This window comes from Mesorhizobium sp. M6A.T.Cr.TU.016.01.1.1 (assembly GCF_003952585.1).
Taxonomy (GTDB): Bacteria; Pseudomonadota; Alphaproteobacteria; order Rhizobiales; family Rhizobiaceae; genus Mesorhizobium; species Mesorhizobium mediterraneum.
Genome location: NZ_CP034452.1, coordinates 3,589,617 through 3,614,699, shown reverse-complemented (window position 1 = coordinate 3,614,699; position 25,083 = coordinate 3,589,617). Strand labels below are relative to the sequence as shown.

At 61.3% G+C, this 25,083-nt stretch carries 22 protein-coding genes and 1 tRNA gene; 5 read left to right on the top strand and 18 right to left on the bottom strand.

Features of this window, described 5'->3' with window-relative positions:
• Nucleotides 1-72: 72 nt before the first annotated feature.
• A complete protein-coding gene (gene upp, locus EJ075_RS17340; protein ID WP_095488517.1) occupies nucleotides 73-702 on the top strand; it encodes a uracil phosphoribosyltransferase in 630 nt (209 codons plus the stop codon).
• A 110-nt stretch (nucleotides 703-812) separates the two neighbouring features.
• A complete protein-coding gene (locus EJ075_RS17335; protein ID WP_126107359.1) occupies nucleotides 813-1,376 on the top strand; it encodes a TIGR02281 family clan AA aspartic protease in 564 nt (187 codons plus the stop codon).
• Here the strand turns inward: EJ075_RS17335 and deoA are convergent, their stop codons facing one another.
• The 6 genes from deoA to EJ075_RS17305 all read right to left on the bottom strand — a co-directional run bounded on the left by deoA (nucleotide 1,377) and on the right by EJ075_RS17305 (nucleotide 7,726).
• Nucleotides 1,377-2,696 carry a thymidine phosphorylase gene (deoA, locus tag EJ075_RS17330; protein WP_126105073.1) on the bottom strand — a complete coding sequence of 440 codons (1,320 nt, stop codon included), beginning with the start codon at nucleotides 2,694-2,696 and terminating at the stop codon, nucleotides 1,377-1,379.
• Nucleotides 2,696-3,514, bottom strand: a complete 819-nt coding sequence (locus EJ075_RS17325) for a purine-nucleoside phosphorylase (protein WP_126105072.1) — start codon at nucleotides 3,512-3,514, stop codon at nucleotides 2,696-2,698. The genes deoA and EJ075_RS17325 overlap by 1 nt, the downstream gene beginning before the upstream one ends.
• Complete coding sequence (cdd, locus tag EJ075_RS17320) at nucleotides 3,511-3,903, bottom strand: cytidine deaminase (protein WP_095488520.1); 393 nt, start codon at nucleotides 3,901-3,903, stop codon at nucleotides 3,511-3,513. Before cdd ends, EJ075_RS17325 begins: the two co-directional genes overlap by 4 nt.
• A gap of 181 nt (nucleotides 3,904-4,084) precedes the next feature.
• Nucleotides 4,085-5,056, bottom strand: a complete 972-nt coding sequence (locus EJ075_RS17315; protein ID WP_126105071.1) for an ABC transporter permease — start codon at nucleotides 5,054-5,056, stop codon at nucleotides 4,085-4,087.
• Nucleotide 5,057: 1 nt separating this feature from the next.
• Entirely contained in the window at nucleotides 5,058-6,197 is a 1,140-nt protein-coding gene (locus EJ075_RS17310) for an ABC transporter permease (protein ID WP_126105070.1), read from the bottom strand.
• Nucleotides 6,194-7,726: an ABC transporter ATP-binding protein gene (locus EJ075_RS17305; protein ID WP_126105069.1), complete on the bottom strand. Its 1,533-nt coding sequence runs from the start codon at nucleotides 7,724-7,726 to the stop codon at nucleotides 6,194-6,196. Before EJ075_RS17305 ends, EJ075_RS17310 begins: the two co-directional genes overlap by 4 nt.
• 319 nt (nucleotides 7,727-8,045) lie before the next feature.
• Between EJ075_RS17305 and EJ075_RS17300 the strand changes: the two genes are divergently transcribed.
• Nucleotides 8,046-8,255 carry a SlyX family protein gene (locus EJ075_RS17300; RefSeq protein WP_095488524.1) on the top strand — a complete coding sequence of 70 codons (210 nt, stop codon included), beginning with the start codon at nucleotides 8,046-8,048 and terminating at the stop codon, nucleotides 8,253-8,255.
• 93 nt (nucleotides 8,256-8,348) lie between these two features.
• Here EJ075_RS17300 and EJ075_RS17295 read toward each other — a convergent pair whose 3' ends face one another.
• The 5 genes from EJ075_RS17295 to EJ075_RS17275 form a co-directional block, all read right to left on the bottom strand.
• Nucleotides 8,349-8,714, bottom strand: coding sequence for a VOC family protein (locus tag EJ075_RS17295; RefSeq protein WP_095488525.1), 366 nt, complete (start codon nucleotides 8,712-8,714; stop codon nucleotides 8,349-8,351).
• A 110-nt stretch (nucleotides 8,715-8,824) separates the two neighbouring features.
• Entirely contained in the window at nucleotides 8,825-9,814 is a 990-nt protein-coding gene (locus EJ075_RS17290; RefSeq protein WP_095488526.1) for a BMP family ABC transporter substrate-binding protein, read from the bottom strand.
• 209 nt (nucleotides 9,815-10,023) lie between these two features.
• Nucleotides 10,024-10,689, bottom strand: coding sequence for a peptide-methionine (S)-S-oxide reductase MsrA (msrA, locus tag EJ075_RS17285; protein ID WP_095488527.1), 666 nt, complete (start codon nucleotides 10,687-10,689; stop codon nucleotides 10,024-10,026).
• Nucleotides 10,690-10,781: 92 nt separating this feature from the next.
• Complete coding sequence (locus EJ075_RS17280) at nucleotides 10,782-11,105, bottom strand: hypothetical protein (protein WP_126105068.1); 324 nt, start codon at nucleotides 11,103-11,105, stop codon at nucleotides 10,782-10,784.
• A 107-nt stretch (nucleotides 11,106-11,212) separates the two neighbouring features.
• Complete coding sequence (locus tag EJ075_RS17275) at nucleotides 11,213-11,929, bottom strand: DUF2569 family protein (RefSeq protein ID WP_126105067.1); 717 nt, start codon at nucleotides 11,927-11,929, stop codon at nucleotides 11,213-11,215.
• A 362-nt stretch (nucleotides 11,930-12,291) separates the two neighbouring features.
• Here EJ075_RS17275 and EJ075_RS17270 point away from each other — a divergent pair.
• Both EJ075_RS17270 and EJ075_RS17265 read left to right on the top strand, forming a co-directional pair.
• Nucleotides 12,292-12,381, top strand: a tRNA-Ser gene (locus tag EJ075_RS17270).
• A gap of 113 nt (nucleotides 12,382-12,494) precedes the next feature.
• A complete protein-coding gene (locus EJ075_RS17265) occupies nucleotides 12,495-13,817 on the top strand; it encodes an integrase (RefSeq protein WP_126105066.1) in 1,323 nt (440 codons plus the stop codon).
• A 1,889-nt stretch (nucleotides 13,818-15,706) separates the two neighbouring features.
• Here the strand turns inward: EJ075_RS17265 and EJ075_RS17260 are convergent.
• The 7 genes from EJ075_RS17260 to ccoG all read right to left on the bottom strand — a co-directional run bounded on the left by EJ075_RS17260 (nucleotide 15,707) and on the right by ccoG (nucleotide 25,062).
• Nucleotides 15,707-17,530: an EAL domain-containing protein gene (locus EJ075_RS17260; protein WP_245457939.1), complete on the bottom strand. Its 1,824-nt coding sequence runs from the start codon at nucleotides 17,528-17,530 to the stop codon at nucleotides 15,707-15,709.
• A gap of 257 nt (nucleotides 17,531-17,787) precedes the next feature.
• A complete protein-coding gene (ubiM, locus tag EJ075_RS17255) occupies nucleotides 17,788-18,969 on the bottom strand; it encodes a 5-demethoxyubiquinol-8 5-hydroxylase UbiM (protein ID WP_185928337.1) in 1,182 nt (393 codons plus the stop codon).
• Nucleotides 18,970-19,255: 286 nt separating this feature from the next.
• On the bottom strand, nucleotides 19,256-19,867 hold the full coding sequence (locus EJ075_RS17250; protein WP_095488532.1) for a hypothetical protein: 612 nt from the start codon (nucleotides 19,865-19,867) through the stop codon (nucleotides 19,256-19,258).
• Between the two features lie 704 nt (nucleotides 19,868-20,571).
• Nucleotides 20,572-20,727 carry a cbb3-type cytochrome oxidase assembly protein CcoS gene (gene ccoS / locus EJ075_RS17245; RefSeq protein ID WP_095488533.1) on the bottom strand — a complete coding sequence of 52 codons (156 nt, stop codon included), beginning with the start codon at nucleotides 20,725-20,727 and terminating at the stop codon, nucleotides 20,572-20,574.
• On the bottom strand, nucleotides 20,724-23,012 hold the full coding sequence (locus EJ075_RS17240) for a cation-translocating P-type ATPase (protein ID WP_095488534.1): 2,289 nt from the start codon (nucleotides 23,010-23,012) through the stop codon (nucleotides 20,724-20,726). Before EJ075_RS17240 ends, ccoS begins: the two co-directional genes overlap by 4 nt.
• Nucleotides 23,009-23,506, bottom strand: a complete 498-nt coding sequence (locus EJ075_RS17235; RefSeq protein WP_095488535.1) for a FixH family protein — start codon at nucleotides 23,504-23,506, stop codon at nucleotides 23,009-23,011. Before EJ075_RS17235 ends, EJ075_RS17240 begins: the two co-directional genes overlap by 4 nt.
• Nucleotides 23,503-25,062, bottom strand: a complete 1,560-nt coding sequence (gene ccoG / locus EJ075_RS17230) for a cytochrome c oxidase accessory protein CcoG (RefSeq protein WP_095488560.1) — start codon at nucleotides 25,060-25,062, stop codon at nucleotides 23,503-23,505. Before ccoG ends, EJ075_RS17235 begins: the two co-directional genes overlap by 4 nt.
• Nucleotides 25,063-25,083: the final 21 nt, after the last annotated feature.

Genomic DNA, 25,083 nt, shown 5'->3' with positions numbered 1-25,083 from the left:
TCGCAAGCAGTTCCTTGGCCGGCGCATTGTCGATAGGGTTCACGTAAGCAGCCGGAATTTCAGGAGAACACCATGAAGGGCGTCACCGTCGTCGACCACCCGCTTGTCCAGCACAAGCTGACCATCATGCGAAAGAAGGAAACCTCGACGGCCGGCTTCCGGCGGTTGTTGCGGGAGATCTCGCTGCTGCTCGGCTACGAGGTCACTCGCAACCTCGAACTGACGACGACAACGATCGAAACGCCGATCGAGACGATGGAAGCGCCAACGCTGGAGGGCAAGAAGCTGGTCTTCGCCTCAGTGCTGCGCGCCGGCAACGGCTTGCTCGAGGGCCTGCTTGACCTGGTGCCGGCGGCGCGCGTCGCCCATATCGGTCTCTACCGCGATCATGAGACGCTGGAAGCGGTCGAATATTTCTTCAAGGCGCCGAGCGATCTCGCCGACCGGTTGGTGATCGTCGTCGACCCGATGCTGGCGACCGCCAATTCGGCGATCGCGGCGATCGACAAGCTAAAAGGGCGCGGCGCCACCAACATCCGCTTCCTCTGCCTGCTGGCTGCGCCAGAAGGCCTCGAGCGCTTCATCAAGGCGCATCCCGATGTCCCGGTATTCACCGCGTCCATCGATCGCCAGCTCAACGAGAAAGGCTACATCATGCCCGGCCTCGGTGATGCCGGCGACCGCATGTACGGCACTAAATGACCGTGCCACTCGTTTACCGATCGTTTACGCAAACGGCCGCTTTCCGCATCTGTTAAAGCGGCAAACACCATGTCGCGATAAGCATGGGCGTTCACGAAGGCCGGTCCATGCTGCTGCGCAATCTTCTCATCCTTGGCGTGCTCGCCGTAACATCGGCGTCGTTCCCGATCCTCTATCAATCGAATCCGCAGATGCTCGATGGCCTGCTGAAATCGGCGGTCGGGGCGAGGCCCACGATCGAAACGCAAACGGACCTGAACCTGGCCGGGGTTCCCGACAGATCGGCGACGCCGCAGCCGCTCGGCCGCAAGGTCGTGGTCACGGCGGATGCGCGCGGGCATTTCACGTCGGCGTTCAAGCTCAACGGCCGTCAGGTCGACGGCATGATCGACACCGGCGCCACGCTCGTCGCCATCAACAGTTCGACCGCACGCAGGATCGGCATTTCGCTGAACGCGTCTGACTTCCGCCACACCGTCAACACCGCCAACGGGGCGATCAAGGCTGCCCTGGTGACCGTCGATCGCCTGCAGATCGGCAAGATCACGGTCGACGGCGTCCAGGCGGTGGTGCTCGACGACAAGGCACTGCGCACCAATTTGATCGGTCTGAGTTTTCTCCAGCGGCTTGAAAAATACCAGGTCGAAAACGGCGCGCTGTTGCTCGTCCAGTGATCACCCGCGCGGCAGGATCCGCCGGATGACGGCTTTTTCCGCAGGCGGCTTCGAAGCGCCGATCGTATAGGCCGAAAGCACGGCGGCCGCGGCCGCCTCGGCATCGGAGGCGTTGCGGGCATGGACCAGCGCCAGCGCCTCGCCGGCGCGTACCTCCGCACCGACCGGCAATAGCCTGGTGATGCCGACCGCATGATCGATGCTGTCGTCCGGCCGTATGCGCCCGCCGCCAAGCCCGACGACGGCAAGACCGATGTCGCGGGTGGCGATGCCGGTGACAAAGCCGTTTTCGGTCGCCTTGACCGCAAACTCGGTCGCCGCCTTCGGCAGGTATTTTTCCGGATTCTCGATGAAGTCGGCCGGACCGCCGAGCGCCGCCACCATGCGCGCGAAGACGGCCGCCGCGCGGCCACCGGCAAGCGTCTCGGCGGCGCGCCGCATGCCGTCCTGGTTGGACGATACCAGCCCCGCCGACTGAAGCATGTCTGCGGCCAATGCCAGCGTCACATCCTCCAGGCGCCGATCGCGGACGCGGCCGGTGAGAAAGTCGACGGCATTTTGCACCTCGACCGCGTTGCCGGCTGCCGATGCCAGCGGCTCGTTCATGCCGGTGACCAGCGCCGAGGCCTTCAGGCCTGCGCCGTTGGCGATTTCGACCAGGCTGTTCGCCAGTGCCGCTGCGTCGCGCGACCTTTCCATGAAGGCGCCGTTGCCGACCTTCACGTCGAGCACCAGTGACTGCAAGCCGGCGGCCAACTTCTTCGACAGGATCGAGGCGGTGATCAGCGGCACCGATTCGACGGTCCCCGACACGTCGCGGATCGCATAGAGCCTGCGGTCGGCGGGCGCGAGATCGGCGGTCTGGCCGATGATGGCGCAGCCGGTTTCGAGCACCACCTTGCGGAAGCGCGTAACATCCGGCTGGCTGATATAGCCGGGGATGGCATCCATCTTGTCCAGCGTGCCGCCGGTATGGCCGAGGCCGCGGCCGGAAATCATCGGCACATAGGCGCCGCAGGCGGCGACGATCGGCGCCACCATCAGCGAGACATTGTCGCCGACGCCGCCTGTCGAATGCTTGTCGGTCACCGGGCCCGGCAGGTCCGACCAGTCGAGCACGTCGCCGGAATCGCGCATGGCCAGCGTCAGCGCCACCGCCTCGTCGCGGCTCATGCCGTTGAAGAACACCGCCATGGCGAACGCCCCGACCTGCCCGTCCGAGACGGTGCCGGTGGTCACGCCCTCGATGAAGCTGGCGATCTCCTGCGCCGACAGCTTATGGCCGTCGCGCTTGCTGCGGATGATTTCCTGGGGAAGCATCAGGCCGAGACCTTACTCTCCGGCAGCCCGTCTTCGAACACACGCTGGAGAATGGTCGCCAGCCGCGCGCCGCCAACCGGCGCCATGTCCTTGGTCTCCTGGTGCGAAAGCTCCGCCCCGGTCATCCCTGCTGCAAGGTTGGTGATGACCGAGCAGGCAGCGACGCGCAGGCCGAGGAAGCGGGCGAGAATGACTTCCGGCACGGTCGACATGCCGACGGCATTGGCGCCCATGACGCGCGCCATGCGGATCTCGGCGGGCGTCTCGAAGCAGGGCCCGGAAAACCACATATAGACACCCCTATGCAGCGCGGTAGCCGTCGCCTTCGCGGCCGTCTCGATCGCCGAGCGAAGGCCGGCATCATAGGCTTCGGTCAGACCGACGAAGCGGCGGTCGCTTGGCTCGCCGATCAGCGGGTTGGAGCCCGAGAAGTTGATGTGGTCGGTGATCAGCATCACCGAGCCTGGCCCCATGTCCGAATCGACTGAGCCGGCGGCATTGGTGAGGATCAGTTGCGAGATGCCGAGGCCGGCGAGCACCTCCAGCGCCGGCCGCATCGCCGCCGCGTTGCCCTGCTCGTAATAATGCGCGCGGCCGGACAGCATCAGCACTGGCGTGCCGGCAAAACGTCCCGCCACCACCTCGCCGGCATGGCCGGTGACGCCGCTTCTGGGAAAACCCGGCAATTCGGCATAGGAAATGCGGACGGCGTCCTCGACCTGGTCGACCAGCCCGCCGAGGCCCGAACCCAGCACGAGCGCGGTGGCGGGCGCCAGCCCGTCCAGCCTTTCGACGAGATGATCGAGCGCTTCCTTCATTTCAAAATATCGCCCTGGAAGCCGTAGGGCAGCATCTCGCCCATCGTCACAGTCTCGACCACGCCGCCATTGTCGCAGAGATAAAGCTTGGTTTCCGGCCGGCAGAATTCGGCCAGCCGCTGCCGGCAGCCGCCACAGGGCGAGCATTTCGCCATGCGCTCGGCGATCACCGCGATCTCCGTGATCCTGCCGCCGCCGCCCATGATGTAGTGGCCGAGCGCGGTGGTTTCGGCGCACCAGCCTTCCGGATAGGACGCGACCTCGATGTTGGCGCCGGCAAAGACGCGGCCGTCCTCGGTGCGCAGTGCCGCCCCGACCGGGAATTTCGAATAGGGCGCATAGGCCTTGGCCATGGCGGCCTTGGCCGCTTCGAACAGGTCATGCGACATTTAGTTTTTCCCTAGAATGATCTGTCCGAAAACCGGCTTCCACTTTTTCGCGGCCATGCTCATATTTTCCTTTTCGCATGGCCCGGTCCGAAACCGGCTTCCACTTTTCGGGGCCATGCTCATATTTTCCTTTTCGCATGGCCCGGTCCGAAAACCGGCTTCCACTTTTCGGGGCCCATGCTCAGCGTTCCTTGACATAGGGCACGCCGCCGGCGCGCGGCGGGATCGCCTTGCCGATGAAGCCGGCGAGCAGGATGACGGTGAGAATATAGGGCAGCGCCTGCATGAGCTGCACCGGCACCTTGCCGATCAGCGGCAGCGGCGTGCCCTGCAGGCGGATCGACAGCGCGTCGAGGAAGCCGAACAACAGGCAGGCGAACATGGCGTTGACTGGCTTCCACTTGGCGAAGATCAGCGCGGCCAGCGCGATATAACCCTTGCCGGCGGTCATGTCCTTGACGAAGCCGCCGTTCTGCACCATCGACAGATAGGCACCGGCAATGCCGGTGAGCACGCCGGTGCAGATCAGCGCCCGGTAGCGCAGCCAGGCGACCGAGATGCCAGCGGTGTCGACAGCGGCCGGGTTCTCGCCGACCGCGCGCATCCGCAAGCCGAAACGGGTGCGAAACAGCACCCACCAGGTGAACGGCACGGCGAGGAACGCAACATAGACCAGCACGGAATGGCCGGAGATGAGTTCCGAATATATCGGACCGAGGATCGGCACGCCCCTGAGCGCGTCCGCGCCGGGCCAGATGATCGCTCCGAACCGCTCGTCCGAGGCCAAAGCCGGGGTGCGCCCGCCTTGCTGGAACCAGGCCTGGCCGAGCATGATCGTCGATCCGGCGGCGATGAAATTGATCGCCACACCGGAGACGATCTGGTTGCCGCGATGGGTGATCGAGGCAAATCCGTGGATCAGCGCGAAGGCGACCGAGATGAGGATGGCCATGCCGAGGCCGAGATAGGCGGAGTGGAAGACGGAGGCTGCGGCGGCACCGGCGAAGGCGCCGACCAGCATCTTGCCCTCGAGCCCGATATCGAAAATGCCGGCCCGCTCCGAATAGAGGCCGGCGAGGCAAGCGAGCAGCAAGGGCACCGACAGGCGGATGGTCGAGTCCAGAACCTGGATAACGGCGTTGAACAAATCCATCTCAGGCACCCTTCCCCTTGATCGCTTCCATGCCGACAGATCTCGGACTGAGCGAGGCGAACAGCGCCTGGACATAGGGCCGGAACATGTGCTCGAGCGCGCCGGCGAATAGGATGACCAGGCCCTGGATGATGACGATCATGTCGCGGCTGATCGCCGGCATCTCGAAGGCGAGCTCGGCGCCGCCCTGGTAGAGCATGCCGAATAATATTGCGGCGAGCACGATGCCGACCGGGTGCAGCCGCCCCATCAGCGCCACGGCGATGCCGACGAAACCTGCGCCCGAAACGAATTCGAGCGCGACATTATGCTGGTCGCCCATCGTCGGGTTGAGCGCCATCATGCCGGCCAGCGCGCCCGAGATCATCATGGCGACGATGATGATGCGGGTCTCCGAAATGCCGGCATAGCGCGCCGCTTTCGGGCTGTGGCCGTAGGTGCGCATCTCGTAACCGAGCTTGGTGCGCCAGATCAGCACCCAGACCAGAAAGGCCATGGCCAGCGCCAGCAGGAAGCTGATGTTGAACGGCGCCGAGCGTATCTTGGCGCCGAACAATTCGATGACCCAGTTGAGCTTCGGCAGTTGCGCGCCTTCGAGGAAGGTGCGCGTCTGCGGCGCCATCGAATTGGCCGGCTTCAAGAATCCGACCAGTGCATAGACCATGACGCTGGCGGCGATGAAGTTGAACATGATGGTGGTGATGACGATGTGCGAGCCGCGCTTGGCCTGCAGATAGGCCGGGATCAGCGCCCACAGCGCCCCCATTGCCGCGGCGGCGATGATCGCCAGCGGGAAGGTGAGCCACCAGGGCAGCACGCTGTCGAAGGCCAGGCAGACGATGCCGATGCCGAGACCGGCTATATAGCCCTGGCCCTCGCCACCGATGTTGAACAGGCCGCAATGCGCCGCAACCGCCACCGAAAGCCCGCTGAAGATGAAGGTGGTGGCGTAGAAAAGCGTGAACGCGATGCCTTGCCCACGGCCGAACGCGCCCTCGACCAGGACGGCGGCCGCGCGGAACGGATTTTCGCCAACCAGAAGCACGACGAAGCCGGCGACGACGAAGGCAACGGCGAGATTGATCACCGGAATCAGCCCGTAATCGGCCCAGGCCGGCAGCTTGGCGTAGGGAGTGCTCATTCCGCCGCCTCCTGGCGCTCGACGCCAGCCATCAGCAGGCCGAGCTCGCCTTCGCTCGCATCCGGGCCGCGCTCGCCGACGATGCGGCCGGCAAACATCACCAGGATGCGGTCGGACAGCGAGCGGATCTCGTCGAGCTCGACCGAGACCACCAGCACCGCCTTGCCCTGGTCGCGCATGGCGATGAGGCGCTTGTGGATGAATTCGATGGCGCCGACATCGACGCCGCGCGTCGGCTGGCCGACGATGAGCACGCCTGGGTCTTGTTCCATTTCCCGCGCCAACACGATCTTCTGCTGGTTGCCGCCGGAGAAATTGGCGGTCTTGAGGCGGCAGTCCGCCGGGCGGATGTCGTATTTGGTGATCTTGTCCCTGGCGTCGTCGCGGATGGCATCGATATTGAGGAACGGCCCCCGGAGATAGCGCGGATCGTCGTGATAGCCGAGGATCGAATTCTCGTTCTCCTCGAAGGCCAGCACCAGCCCGACGTGATGGCGATCCTCCGGCACATGGGCGAGACCGCGGTCGCGCAGCTCGCCGGGATCGGCGGCCCCGGTGAGATCGATCGGCTTGCCGTCGAGCATGACGGAGCCCGAGACGGCGCGCCTGATGCCGGAAATCGCCTCGAGCATTTCGGATTGCCCGTTGCCGGCGACGCCGGCGATGCCGACGATCTCGCCGGCGCGCACATCGAAGGAGATGTCGTCGACCATGGTGACGCCGCGGGAATCCTTCACCGTCAGGTTCTTGACCGCGAGCTTGACGCCGCCGGCTTCCGCCTCGCCCTTCTCGACCCTGAGCAGCACACGGCGCCCGACCATCAGCTCGGCCAGCTCCTCGACTGTCGTCTTCTTGGTCTCCCTGGTCGCCACCATCGTGCCCTGGCGCATGACCGAGACCGTGTCGGTGATCGCCATGATTTCGCGCAGCTTATGGGTGATCAGCAGGATCGTCTTGCCCTGCTCCTTCAGCTGCTTGAGGATGCGGAACAGATGGTCGGCTTCTGCGGGCGTCAGCACGCCCGTCGGCTCGTCGAGGATCAGGATCTCGGCGCCGCGATACAGCGCCTTGAGGATTTCGACACGCTGCTGCAGGCCGACCGGCAACTCTTCGATGATCGCATCGGGATCGACTTCCAGCCCGTATTCGCGCTCGAGCCGTTCCAGTTCGGACCGCGCCTTGGCGATGCTCTTCTTCAGCAGCGCATCGCTTTCGGCGCCGAGAATGACGTTTTCCAGCACCGTGAAATTGTCGACCAGCATGAAGTGCTGATGCACCATGCCGATGCCGAGCGCGATGGCGTCGTTTGGCGACTTGATCGACGCCGGCTGGCCGCCGACGCGGATCTCACCGCTGTCGGCCTGGTAGAAGCCATAGAGGATCGACATCAGTGTCGACTTGCCGGCGCCGTTCTCGCCGACAATGCCGTGGATGGTGCCGCGCACGATCTCCAGATTGATGTCGCGGTTGGCGCGCACGGCGCCAAAACTCTTGTTGATGCCGATCAGCTCGATTGCGGCTTGCGCCATGCAGCCTGTCCCACTCTTATTTTTTTATCGCTTGGTCAAAACGCCTAGCATGACGCCCCGTCTGTGCCAATTGGCCGGAGCAGCGTTCACTCTCGACAAATCCCCGCGCGCTTGTCAATTTCGAACGTGGCCGCAGCCTTCACATTCGCTGTCGCATCGGCCGGAAAACCGGATTCGATTTTCGGAAAGCACGATGCGAAGATTGTAAGTGTCAGAGCGTAGTTTGTGCGTCCAATTGGACGCCCGTCGCTCTAATGTGGCAGACCCAGAAAATTCGCATCTCTTGGGAGTTGCGCAGCAAGAACCCGAGGTTTTTCAAATGACCATGCCCGCCGACCGGCTGACAACGCTGGAAATACGCGCCGCCGAGCAGGAGAAGACCATCGAGGAACTGTCCGGCCAGATCGCCGAGCAGTGGAAGGTGATCGAGCGCATGCAGCGCAAGCTCGATGCGCTCACCGACCGCTTCCTGGCGTTGGAGGAACAGGCCGCACCGGACGTGCCGGTGACCAAGCCGCCGCATTGGTGAGCGACTGAGGAAGAGCAACGAGCGTGGCCGGTGAAAGCGACCGCATAGCTGGACGGCCGCGAATACGTGCAGCCGGCCCACGCGGTTCTCAGGTCAGGCAGCGGCTTTCGACGGCTGCCAAAGTTCGATCGGATTGCCTTCGGGATCATGAATGCGGCAGAAGCGGCCGGCCTCTGAATCCCATTCGGCGCGAGTTTCGACGGCGATGCCCGCCGCCTTGAGATCGGCCACGGTCGCATCGATGTCATCGACGCGGAAATTGATCATCCACTGCTGATCCATGCGACCGAAATAGTCGCTCTCTCGACGGAACGGTGCGAAGACGGTCGGGCCAGCCTCCTGTTTCCAGACGGTCTTGGCGATGTCGACAATGCCCAGATGCTTCTCGTACCAGGCGGTCAGCGCTTGCGGGTCGCTGGCGCGAAAGAAGAAGCCGCCTATTCCCGTCACCGTTGCCATCGGCCGTTACCTCCTCTTGCCGGATATTATTTTTGCGGTCCGCCATCCATAACGCAAAACCGCCGGGTTTTCACCCCGGCGGCTTTGATCAGATCCGCGATGTCGGTCGATCAATAAGGGCAGGCGTTGTCCGACATGTAGTCGTGCACCTTGACGGTGCCGGCGATGATGTCGGCCTTGGCCTTTTCGACCGCCGCCTTCATCGCGTCATCGACAAGCGCCTTGTTGTTGTCGTCCATGGCGTAGTCGACACCGCCTTCCTTGAGGCCGAGGTCGTTGATGCCGCCGGTGAACTTGTCGTTCTTGGCGTCCATGAAGGTGTTGTAGACGGCAACGTCGACGCGCTTGACCATGGAGGTCAGCACCTTGCCGGGCTGCAGTCCGTTCTGGTTGGAATCGACGCCGATGCCGAGCTTTCCGGCATCCGCCGCTGCCTGCAGCACGCCAACACCGGTTCCGCCTGCCGCCGCATAGATCACGTCGGCGCCCTGGTCGATCTGCGTCTTGGCGATCTCGCCGCCCTTGGCCGGATCGTTCCAGGCTGCCGGCGTATCGCCGGTCATGTTCTGGATGACATCGGTCGCGCCGGCTGCCTTGGCGCCGCCGACATAGCCGCAGCCGAATCTGCGGATCAGCGGAATGTCCATGCCGCCGATGAAGCCGACCTTCTTCGACTTCGAGGCCATCGCCGCCATCACGCCAACGAGGTAGGAGCCTTCCTGCTCCTTGTAGACGACGGAGCGGACATTGGGCTTGTCGACGACCATGTCGATGATGGCGAATTTGGTGTCGGGAAACTCGACGGCGATCTTCTCCAGCGCATCCGCCCAGGAGAAGCCCGCCATGGCGATCGGATTGCGGCCATCCTCGGCGAAACGGCGCAGCGCCTGCTCGCGCTGGGTCGCGTTGCTGACCTCGAATTCCACATAAGCGATACCGGTTTCGGCCTTGAACTTTTCGGCGCCATTGAAGGACGCTTCGTTGAACGACTTGTCGAATTTGCCGCCGAGATCGTAGAGAAGCGCGGGCTGAATGTCCGCGGCGAAGGCCGGAAGAACCATCGCAGTTGCGGCCAGGAGGCCGAGAACGATACGTTTCATGTGATCCACACCCTGTCGGTTATTTTTTCCGTTACGCACCGCCTGCCCGCCCGGTTCTCCGGCAGGCATGCGACATCAGACAGGAGTGTCTTCCTCCCGCTTCGGGCCAATCTGGCACGGCCCGAAACAAAATTCACGCGGAATTTTGACCTTTTGGAAAAGCGTGGCGCCGCATCCCGGCGCCACGGATCATCGCCTCGACAACGGCCTCAGGCGGAGACGGCAGCCGGGATGGCGCAGGCAACGCCGGTGCCCTGCAGATTGCAATAGCCGTAGGGATTCTTCGCCAGATATTGCTGGTGGTCTTCCTCGGCGAAGTAGAATTCTGGCGCCGGCGCGATCTCGGTGGTGATCTTGCCGCGGCCGGCACCGCGCAACGAGGCTTCATAGGCGTCGCGCGAGGCGATCGCCGCCTGGTATTGCGCATCGCCGAACGTGTAGATCGCCGAGCGGTAGGTGGTGCCGACATCGTTGCCCTGGCGCATGCCCTGCGTCGGGTCATGGCTTTCCCAGAACAGCTTCAGAAGCTGTGCATAGGACACGATCTTCGGGTCGTAGACGACGAGCACGACTTCGGCATGGCCGGTCAAACCGGTGCAGGTTTCCTGGTAGGTCGGGTTGGGGGTGACGCCACCCGCATAGCCGACAGCCGTGACCCATACGCCCTCGACCTGCCAGAACATGCGCTCGGCGCCCCAGAAGCAGCCCAGTCCGAACATCGCTGTCTCCAGCCCCTCGGGATAAGGCCCCTTGAGCGGCCGCTTCGAGACAAAGTGCTTGGATGCCGTCGGGATAGGCTTGGCACGACCCGGCAGCGCCTCGGCAGGCTTCGGCAGATTGAGCTTCTTGTTCAGCATGTCGCTGAGAAAAAACATGCGCGGTCTCCCTTTCTCTTTGATTTGGGATTCTCTTTGATTTGGGATTTCTCTTCGTTTGGGGACGCCTGAAGGCCATCAGCAACAAGTCATCAAGTCCGGGCGAACCGCCCTGTCGGCCGCTCCCGCCTGTAGCCGATCATGTAGAGAATGAAGGCAAGCACCGCGAACACGGCGAAGCCGGGCTGGTTGAGCACCCAGGCGACGGCGCCGTCCCACAGCAGCGGACTGACCTTGTCGCGGACGAAGCTTTCGAAGGCGCTTCGCGTATCCGGCGAGACGGCGAGCCAGCTTGTGTTGAGCGGGGTCATGACCAGCGCCGAGGCCGCCACCGAGCGTGTCGTATCGAGCACCGCCATGATGACGGAAACCGAAAGCGCAACCATTGCCGCGAGACGGAAAAGAAAGCGAAACATGCAGACCTTTCCTCCCCAGGACCTTAGCAGACAGACTGCACGTCTGTTTCGAACAGAGAGATAGTGTGCGCGCGCTTTGTTCGCAATCGCGACACGCGAATTTGAAGCTACGCTGCCGGTTTCAGCTTTCGCCGATTGACGCGCCAGACAGCGAGCACACCGCCCGCCACCGCGCCGACAACCAGCCCGGCCAGCCCGACGAACAGGGCAAAATAGGCGCAGGCACCCTCGAAGCAGCTCATGTCGGTGAGATTCGCGACCATCAAGCCGCCGAAAAACCCGGCGCAGGCGCCGAGCGCGGCGCCGAGAATGACCCCGAGCAAGGTGGCGATGATCGAGGCCAGCACCGGCGGGCGTTCGGTTCCCGGATTGGCATAGACTGCATCGGCGCCCGAGCCGCGGCGCAGAAGGTAGATGCAGAGCAAGCCGATGGCGATTTCAGCGCCGGTGATGGCCAGCCCTCTGGCCGAGAAAACGAAGTCCGGCGTGACCAGGATGTAGCACTGCCTCGCCAGCAGCCACAGTATGGTGGCGACCTGCCAAAGCGTGAAATGCCTGGGAAAACGCGCCGAGCGGTTGAAGGCGAGACCGAGGACAAAAAGCCCCCACAGAAAGATGACGATGCTGGCGGCGAGGCTGCCATAGATGAGATAGTAAACGCTGTCCGGCAGGCCGTAGTCGCTGGTCAGCGGCCATCCCGAGATCATGCCGTAAACAGACCAGGCCATGACCAAGGCGAGCCAGGCAGGCGGGATGTAGGACAGCCCGCTGTCCGGTCGCCTGGCCGACCGTCCGCTGGCCGGCTGCTCGTTGCTCGATGTCATGCCGCCCCCGCAAAGCTGACGGACACTCGATAGGCGGCCAACAGCGAAGTCAAGCGCGGCAGGTTTTTTTCGGCATTTCCCGTGCACGTCGTTCGACAGTCGCCGCATCGGGAGCATTGCGTCGGTAGCACGACAAAACCATCTGTACCCGGCAAAGCGAATAGAGTGCCGTTATGGCTTGGCATTCGATGCCGGATCGACTAGATGAGCCCCGCGCCTGTTGCTTTGACGGCTCAGGTGCGGGGAAAGGGTGTCCGTTGGTTGACGGCGCCCACGGTACCGAGTTCCGGACCGGAATCCCCCAAGGGAGACGCATCTCCCCAACCCGCGCGGCGAAACCGGCCGACGCGAAATGCCAAGACGGAGAGGTGGCCGAGTGGTTGAAGGCGCACGCCTGGAAAGTGTGTTTACGGGAAACCGTAACGCGGGTTCGAATCCCGCTCTCTCCGCCATCCAGCTTCCATAAAATCCTTTCTTTTCAAAAACTTCCTTGTTGCGCTTGACCAGTGCGAAGCGAAACCTATCTCAGACTGTGTAACAAACTGTGTAACATTAGAGAAAGATAATGCGACGTTCCGCAGCGCCAAGGCCGCATAAACGTGAAGGCATCTGGTATCTCGTTCGCAGGGTGCCGAAGGAATTCGCGGCGTTTGATCGCCGCTGCCTGGTACGCATTTCCACGGGGGTCGCCGTGGCTGACGATCCCCGCGGTGTACGGGCGCGAGATGCAGTGCAAAGCCTCGGCGCAGGGCTGGAGGCGTATTGGCGTAGACTGCGGGAAGGCCAATCCGCCGAGGCGGGGCTGCGTTTCGAAGCCGCGAGGAAGCGCGCGCGGTCATTTGGATTGGCCTATCGCACTAACGAGGAACTAGCAGCGGGGCCGCTCGACGAACTCATGGCCCGCATCAAGCTGCTTCTCGACAAAAAATCGATCGAGGACGCGGAGGACGTCTCGGCGGTGATGGGTGGGGAGAAGCGGCCAGCGGTCCGCCTGAGCGGTCTTATCAAGGAATTCGAGACGATCGAGCAACAGAACTTGCTGACTATGTCGCCCAACCAAATCAAGAAATGGCGTAACCCCAAAAAGCGCGCAGTTGCTAATCTGGTTGGAGTCATTGGCGACAAGGAGATCGCAAGCCTCACTCGGGACGACGCAGTCGCGTTCCGCGAGTGGTGGCAAAAGCGGATCGTTGAGGACGGACTTGATATCGGTACGGCCAACAAGGACATCGGCCATGTTTCGAAAATGCTGCGCGTCGTCGATCTGACTCACCAGCTCAAGCTGGAGCCGGTTTTTCGCAACCTCCGTCTTTCCGGCGCCGTCCCCGGGCAACGCGCTGCGTTCCCAGCGGAGTTCATTCAGGAGAAGATACTCGCTGAAGGCGCGCTCGACGGACTCAATGACGAAGCCCGCCATCTAATCTATGTAATTGCCGATACCGGACTCAGGCTTTCTGAAGCGGCAAACCTCACCACCGAAACAATCCACCTCGATCAAGAAATCCCGCATGTGCGGGTGCGCCCCAATGGCCGTCGCTTAAAGACCGGTCATTCAGCCCGTGACATTCCCTTGGTTGGCGGCGCACTTGCAGCCATCAAGCTCCATCCGGACGGCTTTCCTCGTTATCGCGACAAGGCCGCCTCACTTTCAGCGCTCGTCAACAAGGTGCTCGCCAGCAAGGAACTTCTGCCGACTTCCGAGCATAGTCTTTATAGCCTGCGACACACTTTCGAGGACCGGCTGACGGCAGTTGAGGCGCCGGAGAAGGTAATTGCCTCTCTGATGGGCCACAAATGGATCCGGCCGAAATACGGCGCGGGACCTTCGTTAGCGCAAAAGCGCGAGTGGCTCCAAAAAATCGCTTTTACCCCGCCCGGGCGAATGTGATTGCGCCATCCAGGCCGTGAGAACCAACCTCACGGCTCCAGCTGTCCGAGCCATTTAGGTTGAGCGTGACCAGCACGCGCTGCGCTCGCTCGCGATTTCCGAGCTTCCGCCGCATTTGTTCGACCTCGTATTCCAGCCTTTCGAAGGTCGGTGTATAGGCATCTCCATGACGGATGACCAAGTAGGCCGCAACAGCTAGACAGCATTCGAGCTCCGTGGCCGATGGATCGGAAAAAGGGGCGACGCCATAGCAAGGCGCGCAACGCCTCTCGAAAGCTTCCGAACTAGGCAAACGGCCAGCACGTGGCATCGTGACAGAAACCTATGCCTGATCGACGAACCTGAAGTGCTCACGAAGCTTGACCGGTGCGCAGGCCATCGGAGGGACAATTCCGCTCTGCCTAAAACCGACAAAAATTTTGAAACACCCGTCCCTCCGGCTCGAATTCAAAAGTTCAGCCCAGACAGGAACGCCTGATATCTTGTCGTGCACTGTCACGGTGCCAAACCTGGTGCCGGCGACAACGGCAGTTTGGCGAGCAGAAGAATTCCCGAGACTGAGACGTTCTACGGCTTGGCTCATGTTCGCGTTCCTCCTCGATTGGAAACAGGATGGGCCATATGGAAGCGAATAAAAGGAGGTTGGTGACGAGTCTCGGTAGTGGAGTAGAAACGGATGGAAAAGCTTGCGCTATTCGCCATCGGCGCCGCTAAGCGCACTTGAGAGAAGGGGCATGATCGCCAAGAGATGACGTCCCAAGAACTCTAGCGCGTCGCTTGTCGCCCCACTCTGAACTCTCGTCGGTCTGGTCCATTTATTCGACTCGAGGATGTTCGTCCGTTCATCCGGCAGGCTGCATGATCGGCATTGGCGAGGCAATCGAGGCGACAAACATCGCTCAATATGAGTAGCCGACAGGCAATCTCTAATTGCGAGGAGCGGATAGAATTGGGTACGGTCAAGGGATGAAAACGCGATATGGCTACGCTGGCGTCCATATGTTCGACCGCACATCCAGCCTTAGCCGGTCGCTGTGTGTCAAAGCGATTTAGAGGCGCGACACCGCAAGCCAGTTAGAAATGCGACAGTGACGCGTCTTTTTGGCACGACCTTAGCACCCGATCGGGCCTCAGCTGGTCGTGGTTGCGCAGCCCGATGGGGTGCGATTTTATAGAGCTCCCCTGGCTTTAGCTTTGAGAGCCCGTCATCGACACAAATGCAAGGGAACGGTCCGACCGCTTGCGGACATTCGACATGCCGTGGCAGCTTGCTATGGTGAGCCAGCGCATTCCGATACACGTTTTCCGCGCTCTTCAATTCGTCAGGCGTGAGACGGTCGTGACCGCTGCGCCAATTGATCTCGTGGCAGGGTTTGAGAAGCCTCTGGTTCTCGTTGTCGACGGACGAAGCTTTGATCCCACTCGATCAAGAGTGCGCTCTTTGCGAAGCCGGCTATACCGTTGCTCCAGCACCTGTGCTGAGGCTGAGCGCTTGATCAAGGACAGCCCCGGCCGCTGCTGTTCTGGACGTGAAGTTGCGGGATGGTGACTGCGTTGAGGTCGCGAAGACCTTGACCGCGGGTACGTTGTTCATCCGGATGAGCGCTGAGCCGAGAAGCGGCCAAGAACGCTTGCCTGTATTCGAATCCTACGGGAACCGCGAAACGAGCGTCCAAGGGACGCAATTCTCCGACGTCGTTCACTCAAGCTCATCTCGCAACTTGAACGCTTGTATCAAGCCGCTGCGTGTGCGCCGGTGGACCGGATTGCTGCATCCAAACCACGTGCTCAGTTCCGCCCCCGCAATAACTCTACCGTCCGAAACGGCTTTCGCGCGCCAGGTCCACCCCACATGAAAGTTCCGCGAGCAGCACGGACGGAGAGGCCGGTCACAACTCCTTCGCGTGCTCTTTTACTACCGAATCAAGTGCCAGATGGAGAGGCACTGCCTTAGAGAACAGGAAGCCCTGCGCGGTTCTGCAGCCAAGCTTGTACAGAGTTTGCCGATCTGCCTCTGTTTCAACGCCCTCGGCCATGACCTCGATCCCGAGCGTCCTACCAAGATCAATCACCGCTTTGACAAGCAGCCGATCCTCCCGGGACTTGGCTAAGCCGCGAATGAAGCCCTGGTCTATTTTCACCTTCCTGATCCGACTGTCCTTGAGCGATGCCAACGTCGAAAAACCGGTGCCGAAGTCATCGAGCGCGATAGAAATGCCAGCATGTGAAAGCCGGCCGAGCTTTTCATCCACTCTGTCCGGATCCACCGGGGCTTCTTCGGTAATCTCGATGTCGAACATCGTTGCAGGGAGGTCTTTTGCCGCCAGACCATTAAGAATCATCTCGTCAATATCGCCAGCTTCCAATTCGCGCGGTGAAACATTCATCGCCACACGAACATCACGACAGTCAGCTTTGACCAAGCCCTCGATAAGAGCGCAACAGTCGGCGAATACCGTTTGAGTTAGCAGCTGAAGCATTCCAGTTTCGCGTGCCGCTGTCATGATCTCGGGCGGAGAAATGGGACCGTGAAGCGGGTGAGACCACCTTAGCAAGGCTTCAAAACCGACGACGGCCTCAGTTTCGAGTCTTACGATTGGCTGGAACCAAGGGACCAAGCTTCTCATCGTTATCGCCGAATGAAGATCGCGTTCGATTGACTGGCGGCGTTGCAGTTCCCGGGCTAGCTCGGCATCGAACAGACGAAATTCATTCCTGCCGCGGCGCTTAGCTGTGTAAAGGGCGATGTCGGCCCGCAACAACATTTCCGTTAGTCCGGGGTTTTCAGCCAAGTAGATTCCTATAGACGCTCCAATGCGGACCGATGCGATCCCAGGATAGGGGCGAGCAAGCTTGGCTATGAGATTGGACGCGAGATTGGTGGGAGAAGGAGAATTCTTTCGCGAAGAAAAAACCAGCACGAATTCATCCCCACCGATGCGGGCGAGCGTTGAGCCCTCCGGTGCTTCTTCCTCTATTCGGCGGGCGATCCTGACAAGCAGCTCGTCACCCGTTCTGTGACCGTAGGTATCGTTGACAGATTTGAACCCATCCAGATCAATCAGCATGGCGACCAAGGGCCCATCAGTGTTCTCAAACTGATCGATTGCATGTTCGAGGCCGCGCCTGTTGAGGAGCGCGGTAAGATGGTCCTCCCTGGAATTGCGCTCCATTTCCGCGGCAAGCCGCTCGGCTTGATGTCTCAGGCGGCTCGCGTCACGGAAGCGCGCTTGTCCAACGAACGAGGCTCGAACCAGGCCGCCCTCGAAAAGCAGGACGGCAAAAGCCAGAATGTAGTTTTCCAGGGTTCCCTTCGTCAGCAAGCATGCGGCGGCAATGAGGAGTGGCGGTGTGATGAAGTATATCGCTGCCGCAGCATATGAGCTGCCGTACGTGACCGCGCCAGCTGAAATGCCCGCCAGAATTATTAGATGCAGCGATGCTTGAGACGTCGTGTACCCAGCCGTTAGGATGGCAAGGAATGACCAGGTGAATCCCGCCAGAAGAGCAAGCCTGCCAAACCAGCGAAGCCGCAGCCAAACCCGTGTCAGATCATCCTGGACTCCGGGTTCCTTCAGCTGATGACGGGCGAGTGCAAGGCGGGCGGCATTTATCGCATTAACGACCGAAAACCAGGCCGCGCCAGCAAGACCGTTCCCGGAAAGGGCCTGCACGGTCAAAATCAGCCCGGACAGCACAATGCTTATCGGCATTGAGACGAAAAGGCCTGCCCTCAGATCAGCGAGCTGGTCCTGAAGGATTCTCGCCTCCAGCGGATCTTCTTTTTCCAGGGCTGGACGGGTCAGCTTGCTTACTCCTGCTTGTCCGCAGCCTACGCAGCCCCCCTGAAGGACGGGTTAATTCTTCAATCGGAGATCAGCGTCGGGAGCAGGATTACTCCGGCGCATGATGCACTCTCTCCCATCGCTCGGCCAGCACATCGCGCAAAAATGCAACTGCTGGTGCAGTATCACCGCTGGAGCTCCGCCGAAATCCCATGCCGGACAAGGGGAACATGTTGGGCAAAGCGAAGCCCCAGATGCCTTGCAAGCCGTGCCGCCAGGTGGTCTCTGGAGTAGAGTCCAACCAGTATGTTCGTTGCATGGTAGAGCGGCGCCGCCGACAGGCGCAGCCGCCTTTCGTATATGTGCAGCATGTCGGGGTCGCCAACATTGCGGCCGTCGCGGCACGCAGTCATGATTCCACGGGCGAGCTGCTTCTGGCTGCTGAGGCCGATGTTGAATCCGTGAGCGGTCACCGGGTGCATGCCGATGGCAGCGTCGCCGATGAGTGCGGCGCTCGGGGCCCGGAATTTGTGCGCCCACGTCGTGACCAGCGGATAGGTATGGCGCTTGCTTGCCAAGGTCATTTTTCCAAGGCGCCCTCGACACCGTTTCGTCAACTCCGACAGGAACAAATCGTCATCGAAGGCAAGCAGTCTATAGGCCTCGTTTGAGCGCAATGTGAGCAGCAGCGACGACATGCCCTCCGCGAGGGGCAATATCGCTATCGTCTGATGGTGATCGAACCATTCGATGGCGATCTGGTGGTGGGCGCGCTCGTGCCTCACTCGGCAAATCAGCATCGAGTGGCCAAGCCGGTTGATATCGGCGCCGATGCCCAGCAGATCACGCGTGGCGGACAAACGCGAATCCGCGGCAACAACAAGCCGAGCAGTTAAACGCGCGCCATTAGAGAGCGTTACGACTGCTCCTTCTTGGCTGTTTGTTGCATCGACGACCGAATGGCCGCACAACAGCCGGGCGCGATCCTGCAAGCGGACGATTTTGAACAGCGCTTCCCGGATCCGGCAATTTGGAACCAAAACCCCCAGCGGTTCTCCAGAGTTGCTGGGAGGATCGAAACGAAGAGCGAATGCGCTCGAGCCGTTGAGCACGCGCGCGCCTTGAAGTGCTGATTTGTCCGAAGCCGGGATGACATCCCAGGCGCCGAGCTCGCGAAGGGTTCTGATCGAAGCGTTGGTCAGCGCGATTTCGCGACCATCGAAAGCCGGATTCGCCAGACTATAGAATGTGTTCTGTTCAACAACTGCCACCTTGAGTTCGCTTTGGGCAAGCGACGCAGCGAACGAAAGGCCGACCGGCCCGGCTCCAACGACAACGATGTCAAAATTCTCGTCAGAGCCCATCAGCGTGCCGCCATCCCGTCGGCTATCCTCGTGTAACGGTGGAACTGAGCCGAGTGACATCCGCTGAGCTCCGTGCCCGCCGCATTGCCTAAAGGCGCTGGGCCGCGGGATTCGCATGGATCGGCAACGAAGCATGCAACCCGCTCAGAGGTGGATGCGGCTAACCGAACCCGCCCTTTCGCCGCGCAGCCGCGCAGATCGCCGCCAGCAAGCGAGACACTCGCGACGCTGGTCAGCCACGGCCGCGCCGCATCGATGGCCACATTCCACTTGGAACCCGTGCGCATAGCTACTCACGCTCCACGACGTCGAAGCGGGTTCTCTTGCTAGGGTATCGAACGTAGCGCTCTCTCTCGTCATCCCAGCCAAGGTAGCGGAAACTTTTATGCACGACCGCGCATATCTTCGCAAGAACCTGCTGCATGGCTTCGATGTCGATGTCCTTGCAATTCAGTCGCCGATAGAGCAAAGCCCACGCGGCGACATAGTCGTCGAAATAGCGCGCGTCACTCGAACCAATGATCAACTTCGGACGGTTGGTCGATCTCGAAAACGCACGTCCCAACCCCGATGATGCTCCGCAGCACGTTGACATCACGAGGATCTTCGGCGCTGGATCCGAGCCCTGGAACATTTCTACGAAGTCAGCCCAAAGTAGGCTACCTCGCCCACTGGATGAAGCGATCCCGTCTCCATTGCCGTGCCCAGCGATGTGAAGCACGTCGCACTTCGCCTTGTTCGCTTGGACTACAGCCTCACGAAAATGCTTTCGGTCCAAAGTAATGCGATAGTCCGAGTGGATGTTGAAAGCCTTTAACAACTGCTGCAGGATCGGTCCCTCGTGCTTGTCGTGGTAGTAGTCTTTCGCGTAGTGGCAGTCGATGATGTGAACGGTTTTCATGGCACTCCAGCCGTTTGTTCGTTGATCGTCGTGACGAGCGGACACCACGCGCCCGGAACCGCGTGACGTACGCTGAGTTCCGGTGCCGTCGCATAGCCTCAAGGCGCGGGCCGGGAATCCGGATGGATCGGGAACGACGCACACAACCCATCAAAGGCGAAAGCTGTTGATCGGCCCCCGTTTCCGCGCAGCCACGCTGATGGCCAGCCAGCAAGCGAGATACACACGACCCTGGTCAGGTAAATGGCTGCGCCGTAAGCACAAGGCATAGCCGACCACACGACAGAAAAACCCGGCACCGTGAAGGTGCTGATAATGACGACCAAACTTTCCGTGAGTCATGCATTTCTCCCTCGAAGACTGGTCTATAGACCACACCGATGAGTATGACCCTGATCTGGATCAGCCAGACATGACCAACCGGCACTGTCGGTTCTCGGTCGGGTGATCGATCGCGACGTTCCACTTTGGAACCCGTGCGCACATTGCCAAGCTCTCGTCGGCCACGCGAGGTACTTTCGTGGCATCAGCCGCCTCATATTGGTGCAATGGGAGGCAGTCCTTCGCACGACAGAGGCTTTTCACAAATCGATGTAGTGCGCAGCTTAGGTCAAGGTGGTCATGGAGCATGGACAGCTTGTTCCCGACCGAGCCGGCTCGACTGACGAGCGCGATCCGCGCATCTTATGCACAGCGGATTGAAATCAGCGTTCCGGTTTGTCGTCCCGATCAATTAGTATCCGCTCGGCGGCTCCGTCGAGATCTTCGTATTGACCGCTTCGCAATGCCCAGACGAAGCCGGACAGGCCCAATGCACCCAGAAAAAGGGCCACGGGTATGAGATAGAGTAAGGTCGTCACGAGGATTGTGCCGAATAGCTGACTGCGGAGCGTCTGACTTTTTGAATAACTTGCACCGTCGCATTCGCCATGAAGCCGTGCAAGCGCAATGCGTTTCCAATAACAAGCAGCGATGAGGCAGACATGGCAATCGCCGCTATCAAGGGCGTGACGTGCCCGAGGATGGCGATTGGTACTGCCACCGCATTGTAGACGATTGCGATTGCGATGTTCTGCCGGATCAGGTGTCCTGCCTTGCGCGAGACGCCCAGGGCGAGCGGCACCGCCAGGAGGCTTTCGCGCAGGAAGACGAAGTCTGCCGCGTTGCGGCCAATGTCGACGGCGGTGGCCGGTGCGATCGAGACATGCGCCACGCTCAGCGCCGGCGTATCGTTGAGGCCGTCGCCAACCATCAGAACCTTGTGCCCAACTTTCGCGAGGGTCTCGATGCGCTCGACCTTGCCCGATGGCAGCAGGCACGGAACGAAGTCGTCGATATCCAGCAGCTTTGCCACTTCGGCGCAGGCTGCGGCGGTATCGCCCGACAGCATTTCGATCGACACCCCGTCACCGTTCAACTGTTGGATGCCCGCTCCAGCGTCGGCGCGCAACGCATCCTCGAAAACGAAGGATGCGGCAATCATCCCGTTTCTCGTCAGGACCGTTCCGCCGTAGCCGTGTTTGCCTTCACCGCCAGTTCGAGCCTTCCAGCCGGCCCATCCGCGTCGACCCAGTCGCCAGGTGCTTCCCGCGTCAGTGGCTTCGATTCCAAACCCGGGATGCTCGGTCACAGTATCGAATTTGTGCTGCCCGCCAGGAGCGGCAAAACCGGCTATGGCCTTTGAAAACGGATGGCGGGAATGCGCAGCCATGTCGGCGGCGATTGCCAGCATCGCCGGATCAATCGAGTCCGCATTGACCAGCCGGGGCTGGCCGAGCGTGAGCGTGCCGGTCTTGTCGAACACGGCAGTATCGATCGCCGCGAGGCGCTCCATGGCCGAACCGTCCTTGACCATGATGCCGCTCTCGAAAAGCCGCCGCGCCGCGACCACCTGCACGATCGGCACCGCGAGGCCAAGCGCGCACGGGCATGTGATGATGAGAACGGCGATGGCGATCGTCATCGCCCGATGCCAGTCGCCGGTCGCCGCCATCCAGCCCAGGAATGTCACAAAGGCGGTGAGATGGACCACTGGGGCATAAAGCGCTGAAACGCGGTCGGCGATACGGCGATAGTGCGCGCGGCCGCCCTCGGCGGCCTCCATCAACCGGACCATTTCCGCGAGAAACGAATCCTTTGCGGCGGCTGTCGCCTCAATCGTCAGCGGGCCGGTAAGGTTGAGCACGCCGGCCTGTACTGCTTCGCCCGGCGCCACGTTTTTCGGCGTGCTTTCGCCTGAGGCCAGCGAGCAGTCGAGATCCGACGTTCCCTGGATGATCTTGCCGTCGACGGGGATCCTCTCACCGGCCGCGATCAACAACCGCATGCCTGGTTCGATCTCGCCGACCGGCAGATAGTCGCGCGCGCCGTCGCCGCGCATCACCATGGCGCCACGCGCGGCCAGCTGAGACAGGCCCTTCACGGCAGTCCGGGCACGCTCCCGCATCACATGATCCAGCGTGCGCCCGATCAAAAGGAAGAACAGCAGCGATACCGACGCGTCGAAATAGGCGTGGTCGCCATGATTGATCGTCTCATAGAGGCTCATGGCATAGGCGAGCGAAACACCGACCGCGATGGGCACGTCCATATTCATGCGACCATGGCGCAAAGCATTCCAGGCCGAACGGAAGAAGATTCCGCCGGCGAAGGCGAGGGCAGGAATGGCGATCAGCGCCGAGACCCAGTGAAACAGGTCGCGGGTAGCACCTTCGGCGCCGGACCAGACAGAGACCGAAAGCAGCATGATGTTGCCCGCCGCAAAGCCGGCAACAGCGACGGCGCGGATCAGTTCGGCAAGCGTCTTGTCCTTGTCATCGACCTCGGGTGTGAACAGATGCGCCTCGTAGCCCAGCCTGCCAAGCGCGGCGACGAAGGGTGGCACCTCGTCTCCTCGCCACCGGACCGCGACCCGCTTCGTCGACAGGTTGACGCGCGCGCTTTCGACGTGATCGAGCTTTCCAAGTGCCGCCTCGATCGTCTGGATGCAGGCGGCGCAATGAACCGTCGGCACTGAAAGATCGGTCTGCCGAAGATTGTCGCCAAGCGATCGGCTCGCCAACCTGATCTCCTGGCTGGATGGCAGGACCGACGTGGCGCCGTTCAGATCCAGCGCCATTTCAGCGCCCGGTGCACAACAGCTCATTGCAGCGCTCCATGGGAAATCATAATCCTGCGGACGTCGCGATAGGGTCGTGTCAGGCCGGCATCGGCGTCGACTTCGACGATCCAGACGCCGTCCTTCGGCATATGCTGGGCGGCGAACTCCTGGCCGGAGGCGAGGGCGAGCGTGACGGACTTGTCCTCTTTCTCGTAGGCGGGATGACGAAACAGCACCTTGACGCCGTGCAGAGGAACCGGCTTGCCGGCGGCGTCGGTGAGGCTGTAGCGGACTTCGCCCCATGCGATGGTCAGCTTGCCGGTCCAACCGAGCGCTGCTTGGGCGCGGCCGGCCTCGGCCTCCTTGTTGAATTGCTGGCTGGCCACATAGGTGTTCTCGACGACGAGGCCGGTCCAGCTCGTATTGGCGAGCGTGGCCATGGTCAGGTTGACGGCGATGACCACCCCGAAGAAGGTGAGAATGATGGCCAGCATGTGCCTGCCGGTGAATTCGCGAAGCTTTTGGGCATTGGCGGTCATTTGGCGGCCTCTGGCGCGTTGAATGTGGCGGTGTATTCGTTCGACTCGAAGCTCGCCTTATCCTCGACACGGAACTTGAAGGTCTGTGCCGGGGCGTGGATCTGGTCCGCGGGCTGGCGAACGAAGACCTTCAACGTTTTCAGGCGGTCGGGTTCGACCGGGATGGCGAAAGACCGGCCCGCCGGGATGTCGTCGCCGACGACGACCATGTCGGCACCCTTCAGACCCTGCATGGTGACGACGATTGTCCTTGGCTCAGGGATCATGTTGAGCAGCTTCACGGTATAGCCATTGCGGATGGAGCCATCGGATAGCGTGACGAATTGCGGATTGCGGTCATGCAGCACGTTCAGTTCGAGCCGATCGCGCGTCAGCAGCGAATAGAGCAGGCCCAGCCCGATCAGCGACCATAGGCCCATGTAGATGTAGGTGCGCGGCCGGAAGATCTTGCGAATGTGAAAATGCGCCACCTGATCGGAGAAGGTGCCGACAGCAGTCCTGACCAGCGACGGATTGATTGAACTGGAGCCGCCTGCGGTCGCCAGCATCATGTTGGCGTTGTAGTCGGAGAGCGTCGCGTAGGAGATCAGCCCGCGCTCCTTGCCGAGCTTGTCCATGACGCCGTCGCAGGCGTCGATACACAGCGCGCAGGTAATGCATTCGAGCTGCTGGCCGTCGCGAATGTCGATTCCCATTGGGCAGACCGCGACGCAGGCATTGCAGTCGACGCAGTCGCCGACGGACTGCCCCGAGGCTTGCACCTTCTTGGCGTGGCGCGATCGCGGCTCGCCGCGCCAGTCATTGTAGGTGACGGTGAGCGAATTCTCGTCGAGCATGGCTGCCTGGATGCGCGGCCATGGGCACATATAGGTGCAGACCTGTTCGCGCATCAGGCCGCCGAACGTGTAGGTGGTCGCCGTCAACACGGCGATGGTGATGTAGGCGACAGGTGCGGCGGTACCGGTGAAAAGCTCGCCCATAAGTGTCGGTGCATCAGCGAAATAGAAAATCCAGGCGCCGCCGGTCGCCGCAGCGATGACCAGCCAGACGGCATGCTTCGATACGCGCAGCATCAGCTTGCGGGCGGTCCAGGGACCAGCGTCAAGTTTCATTCGGGCGTTGCGGTCCCCCTCGATCGCACGTTCAACGAGAAGGAACAGATCGACCCACACGGTCTGCGGACATGCATAGCCGCACCAGGCACGGCCGACAGTCGAGGTAATCAGGAAAAGTCCAACGCCGGCCATGACCAATAGGCCGGCCACATAGAAGAATTCCTGCGGCCAGATCTCGATGAAGAAGAAGTAGAAGCGCCGATTGGCGACATCGAGCAGCACGGCCTGGTCCGGGGCAAATGGACCGCGAGCCCAAGGCAGCCACGCAGCCAGGTAATAGATGCCAAGGGTGATCGTCATCACCAGCCATTTGAAGCGACGAAAGTTGCCCGAGGCGCGCTTCGGAAAGATCTTTTGACGCGCGGCATAAAGGGGCTTGCGGGTTTTGGCGGAATTGACAGTTTCTGTTTCGAGCCGTGTCAACTGCGTCTTGTCACGCACGTGCAACTCCACTTTCCCAGC

Bases quoted from the DNA above. Each gene is read 5' to 3' on its own strand.
- upp (WP_095488517.1), top strand. From the start codon at position 73: ATGAAGGGCGTCACCGTCGTCGACCACCCGCTTGTCCAGCACAAGCTG.
- deoA (WP_126105073.1), bottom strand. From the start codon at position 2,696: ATGCTTCCCCAGGAAATCATCCGCAGCAAGCGCGACGGCCATAAGCTG.
- EJ075_RS17325 (WP_126105072.1), bottom strand. From the start codon at position 3,514: ATGAAGGAAGCGCTCGATCATCTCGTCGAAAGGCTGGACGGGCTGGCG.
- cdd (WP_095488520.1), bottom strand. From the start codon at position 3,903: ATGTCGCATGACCTGTTCGAAGCGGCCAAGGCCGCCATGGCCAAGGCC.
- EJ075_RS17315 (WP_126105071.1), bottom strand. From the start codon at position 5,056: ATGGATTTGTTCAACGCCGTTATCCAGGTTCTGGACTCGACCATCCGC.
- EJ075_RS17310 (WP_126105070.1), bottom strand. From the start codon at position 6,197: ATGAGCACTCCCTACGCCAAGCTGCCGGCCTGGGCCGATTACGGGCTG.
- EJ075_RS17305 (WP_126105069.1), bottom strand. From the start codon at position 7,726: ATGGCGCAAGCCGCAATCGAGCTGATCGGCATCAACAAGAGTTTTGGC.
- EJ075_RS17300 (WP_095488524.1), top strand. From the start codon at position 8,046: ATGACCATGCCCGCCGACCGGCTGACAACGCTGGAAATACGCGCCGCC.
- EJ075_RS17295 (WP_095488525.1), bottom strand. From the start codon at position 8,714: ATGGCAACGGTGACGGGAATAGGCGGCTTCTTCTTTCGCGCCAGCGAC.
- EJ075_RS17290 (WP_095488526.1), bottom strand. From the start codon at position 9,814: ATGAAACGTATCGTTCTCGGCCTCCTGGCCGCAACTGCGATGGTTCTT.
- msrA (WP_095488527.1), bottom strand. From the start codon at position 10,689: ATGTTTTTTCTCAGCGACATGCTGAACAAGAAGCTCAATCTGCCGAAG.
- EJ075_RS17280 (WP_126105068.1), bottom strand. From the start codon at position 11,105: ATGTTTCGCTTTCTTTTCCGTCTCGCGGCAATGGTTGCGCTTTCGGTT.
- EJ075_RS17275 (WP_126105067.1), bottom strand. From the start codon at position 11,929: ATGACATCGAGCAACGAGCAGCCGGCCAGCGGACGGTCGGCCAGGCGA.
- EJ075_RS17265 (WP_126105066.1), top strand. From the start codon at position 12,495: ATGCGACGTTCCGCAGCGCCAAGGCCGCATAAACGTGAAGGCATCTGG.
- EJ075_RS17260 (WP_245457939.1), bottom strand. From the start codon at position 17,530: ATGCCGATAAGCATTGTGCTGTCCGGGCTGATTTTGACCGTGCAGGCC.
- EJ075_RS17250 (WP_095488532.1), bottom strand. From the start codon at position 19,867: ATGAAAACCGTTCACATCATCGACTGCCACTACGCGAAAGACTACTAC.
- EJ075_RS17240 (WP_095488534.1), bottom strand. From the start codon at position 23,012: ATGAGCTGTTGTGCACCGGGCGCTGAAATGGCGCTGGATCTGAACGGC.
- EJ075_RS17235 (WP_095488535.1), bottom strand. From the start codon at position 23,506: ATGACCGCCAATGCCCAAAAGCTTCGCGAATTCACCGGCAGGCACATG.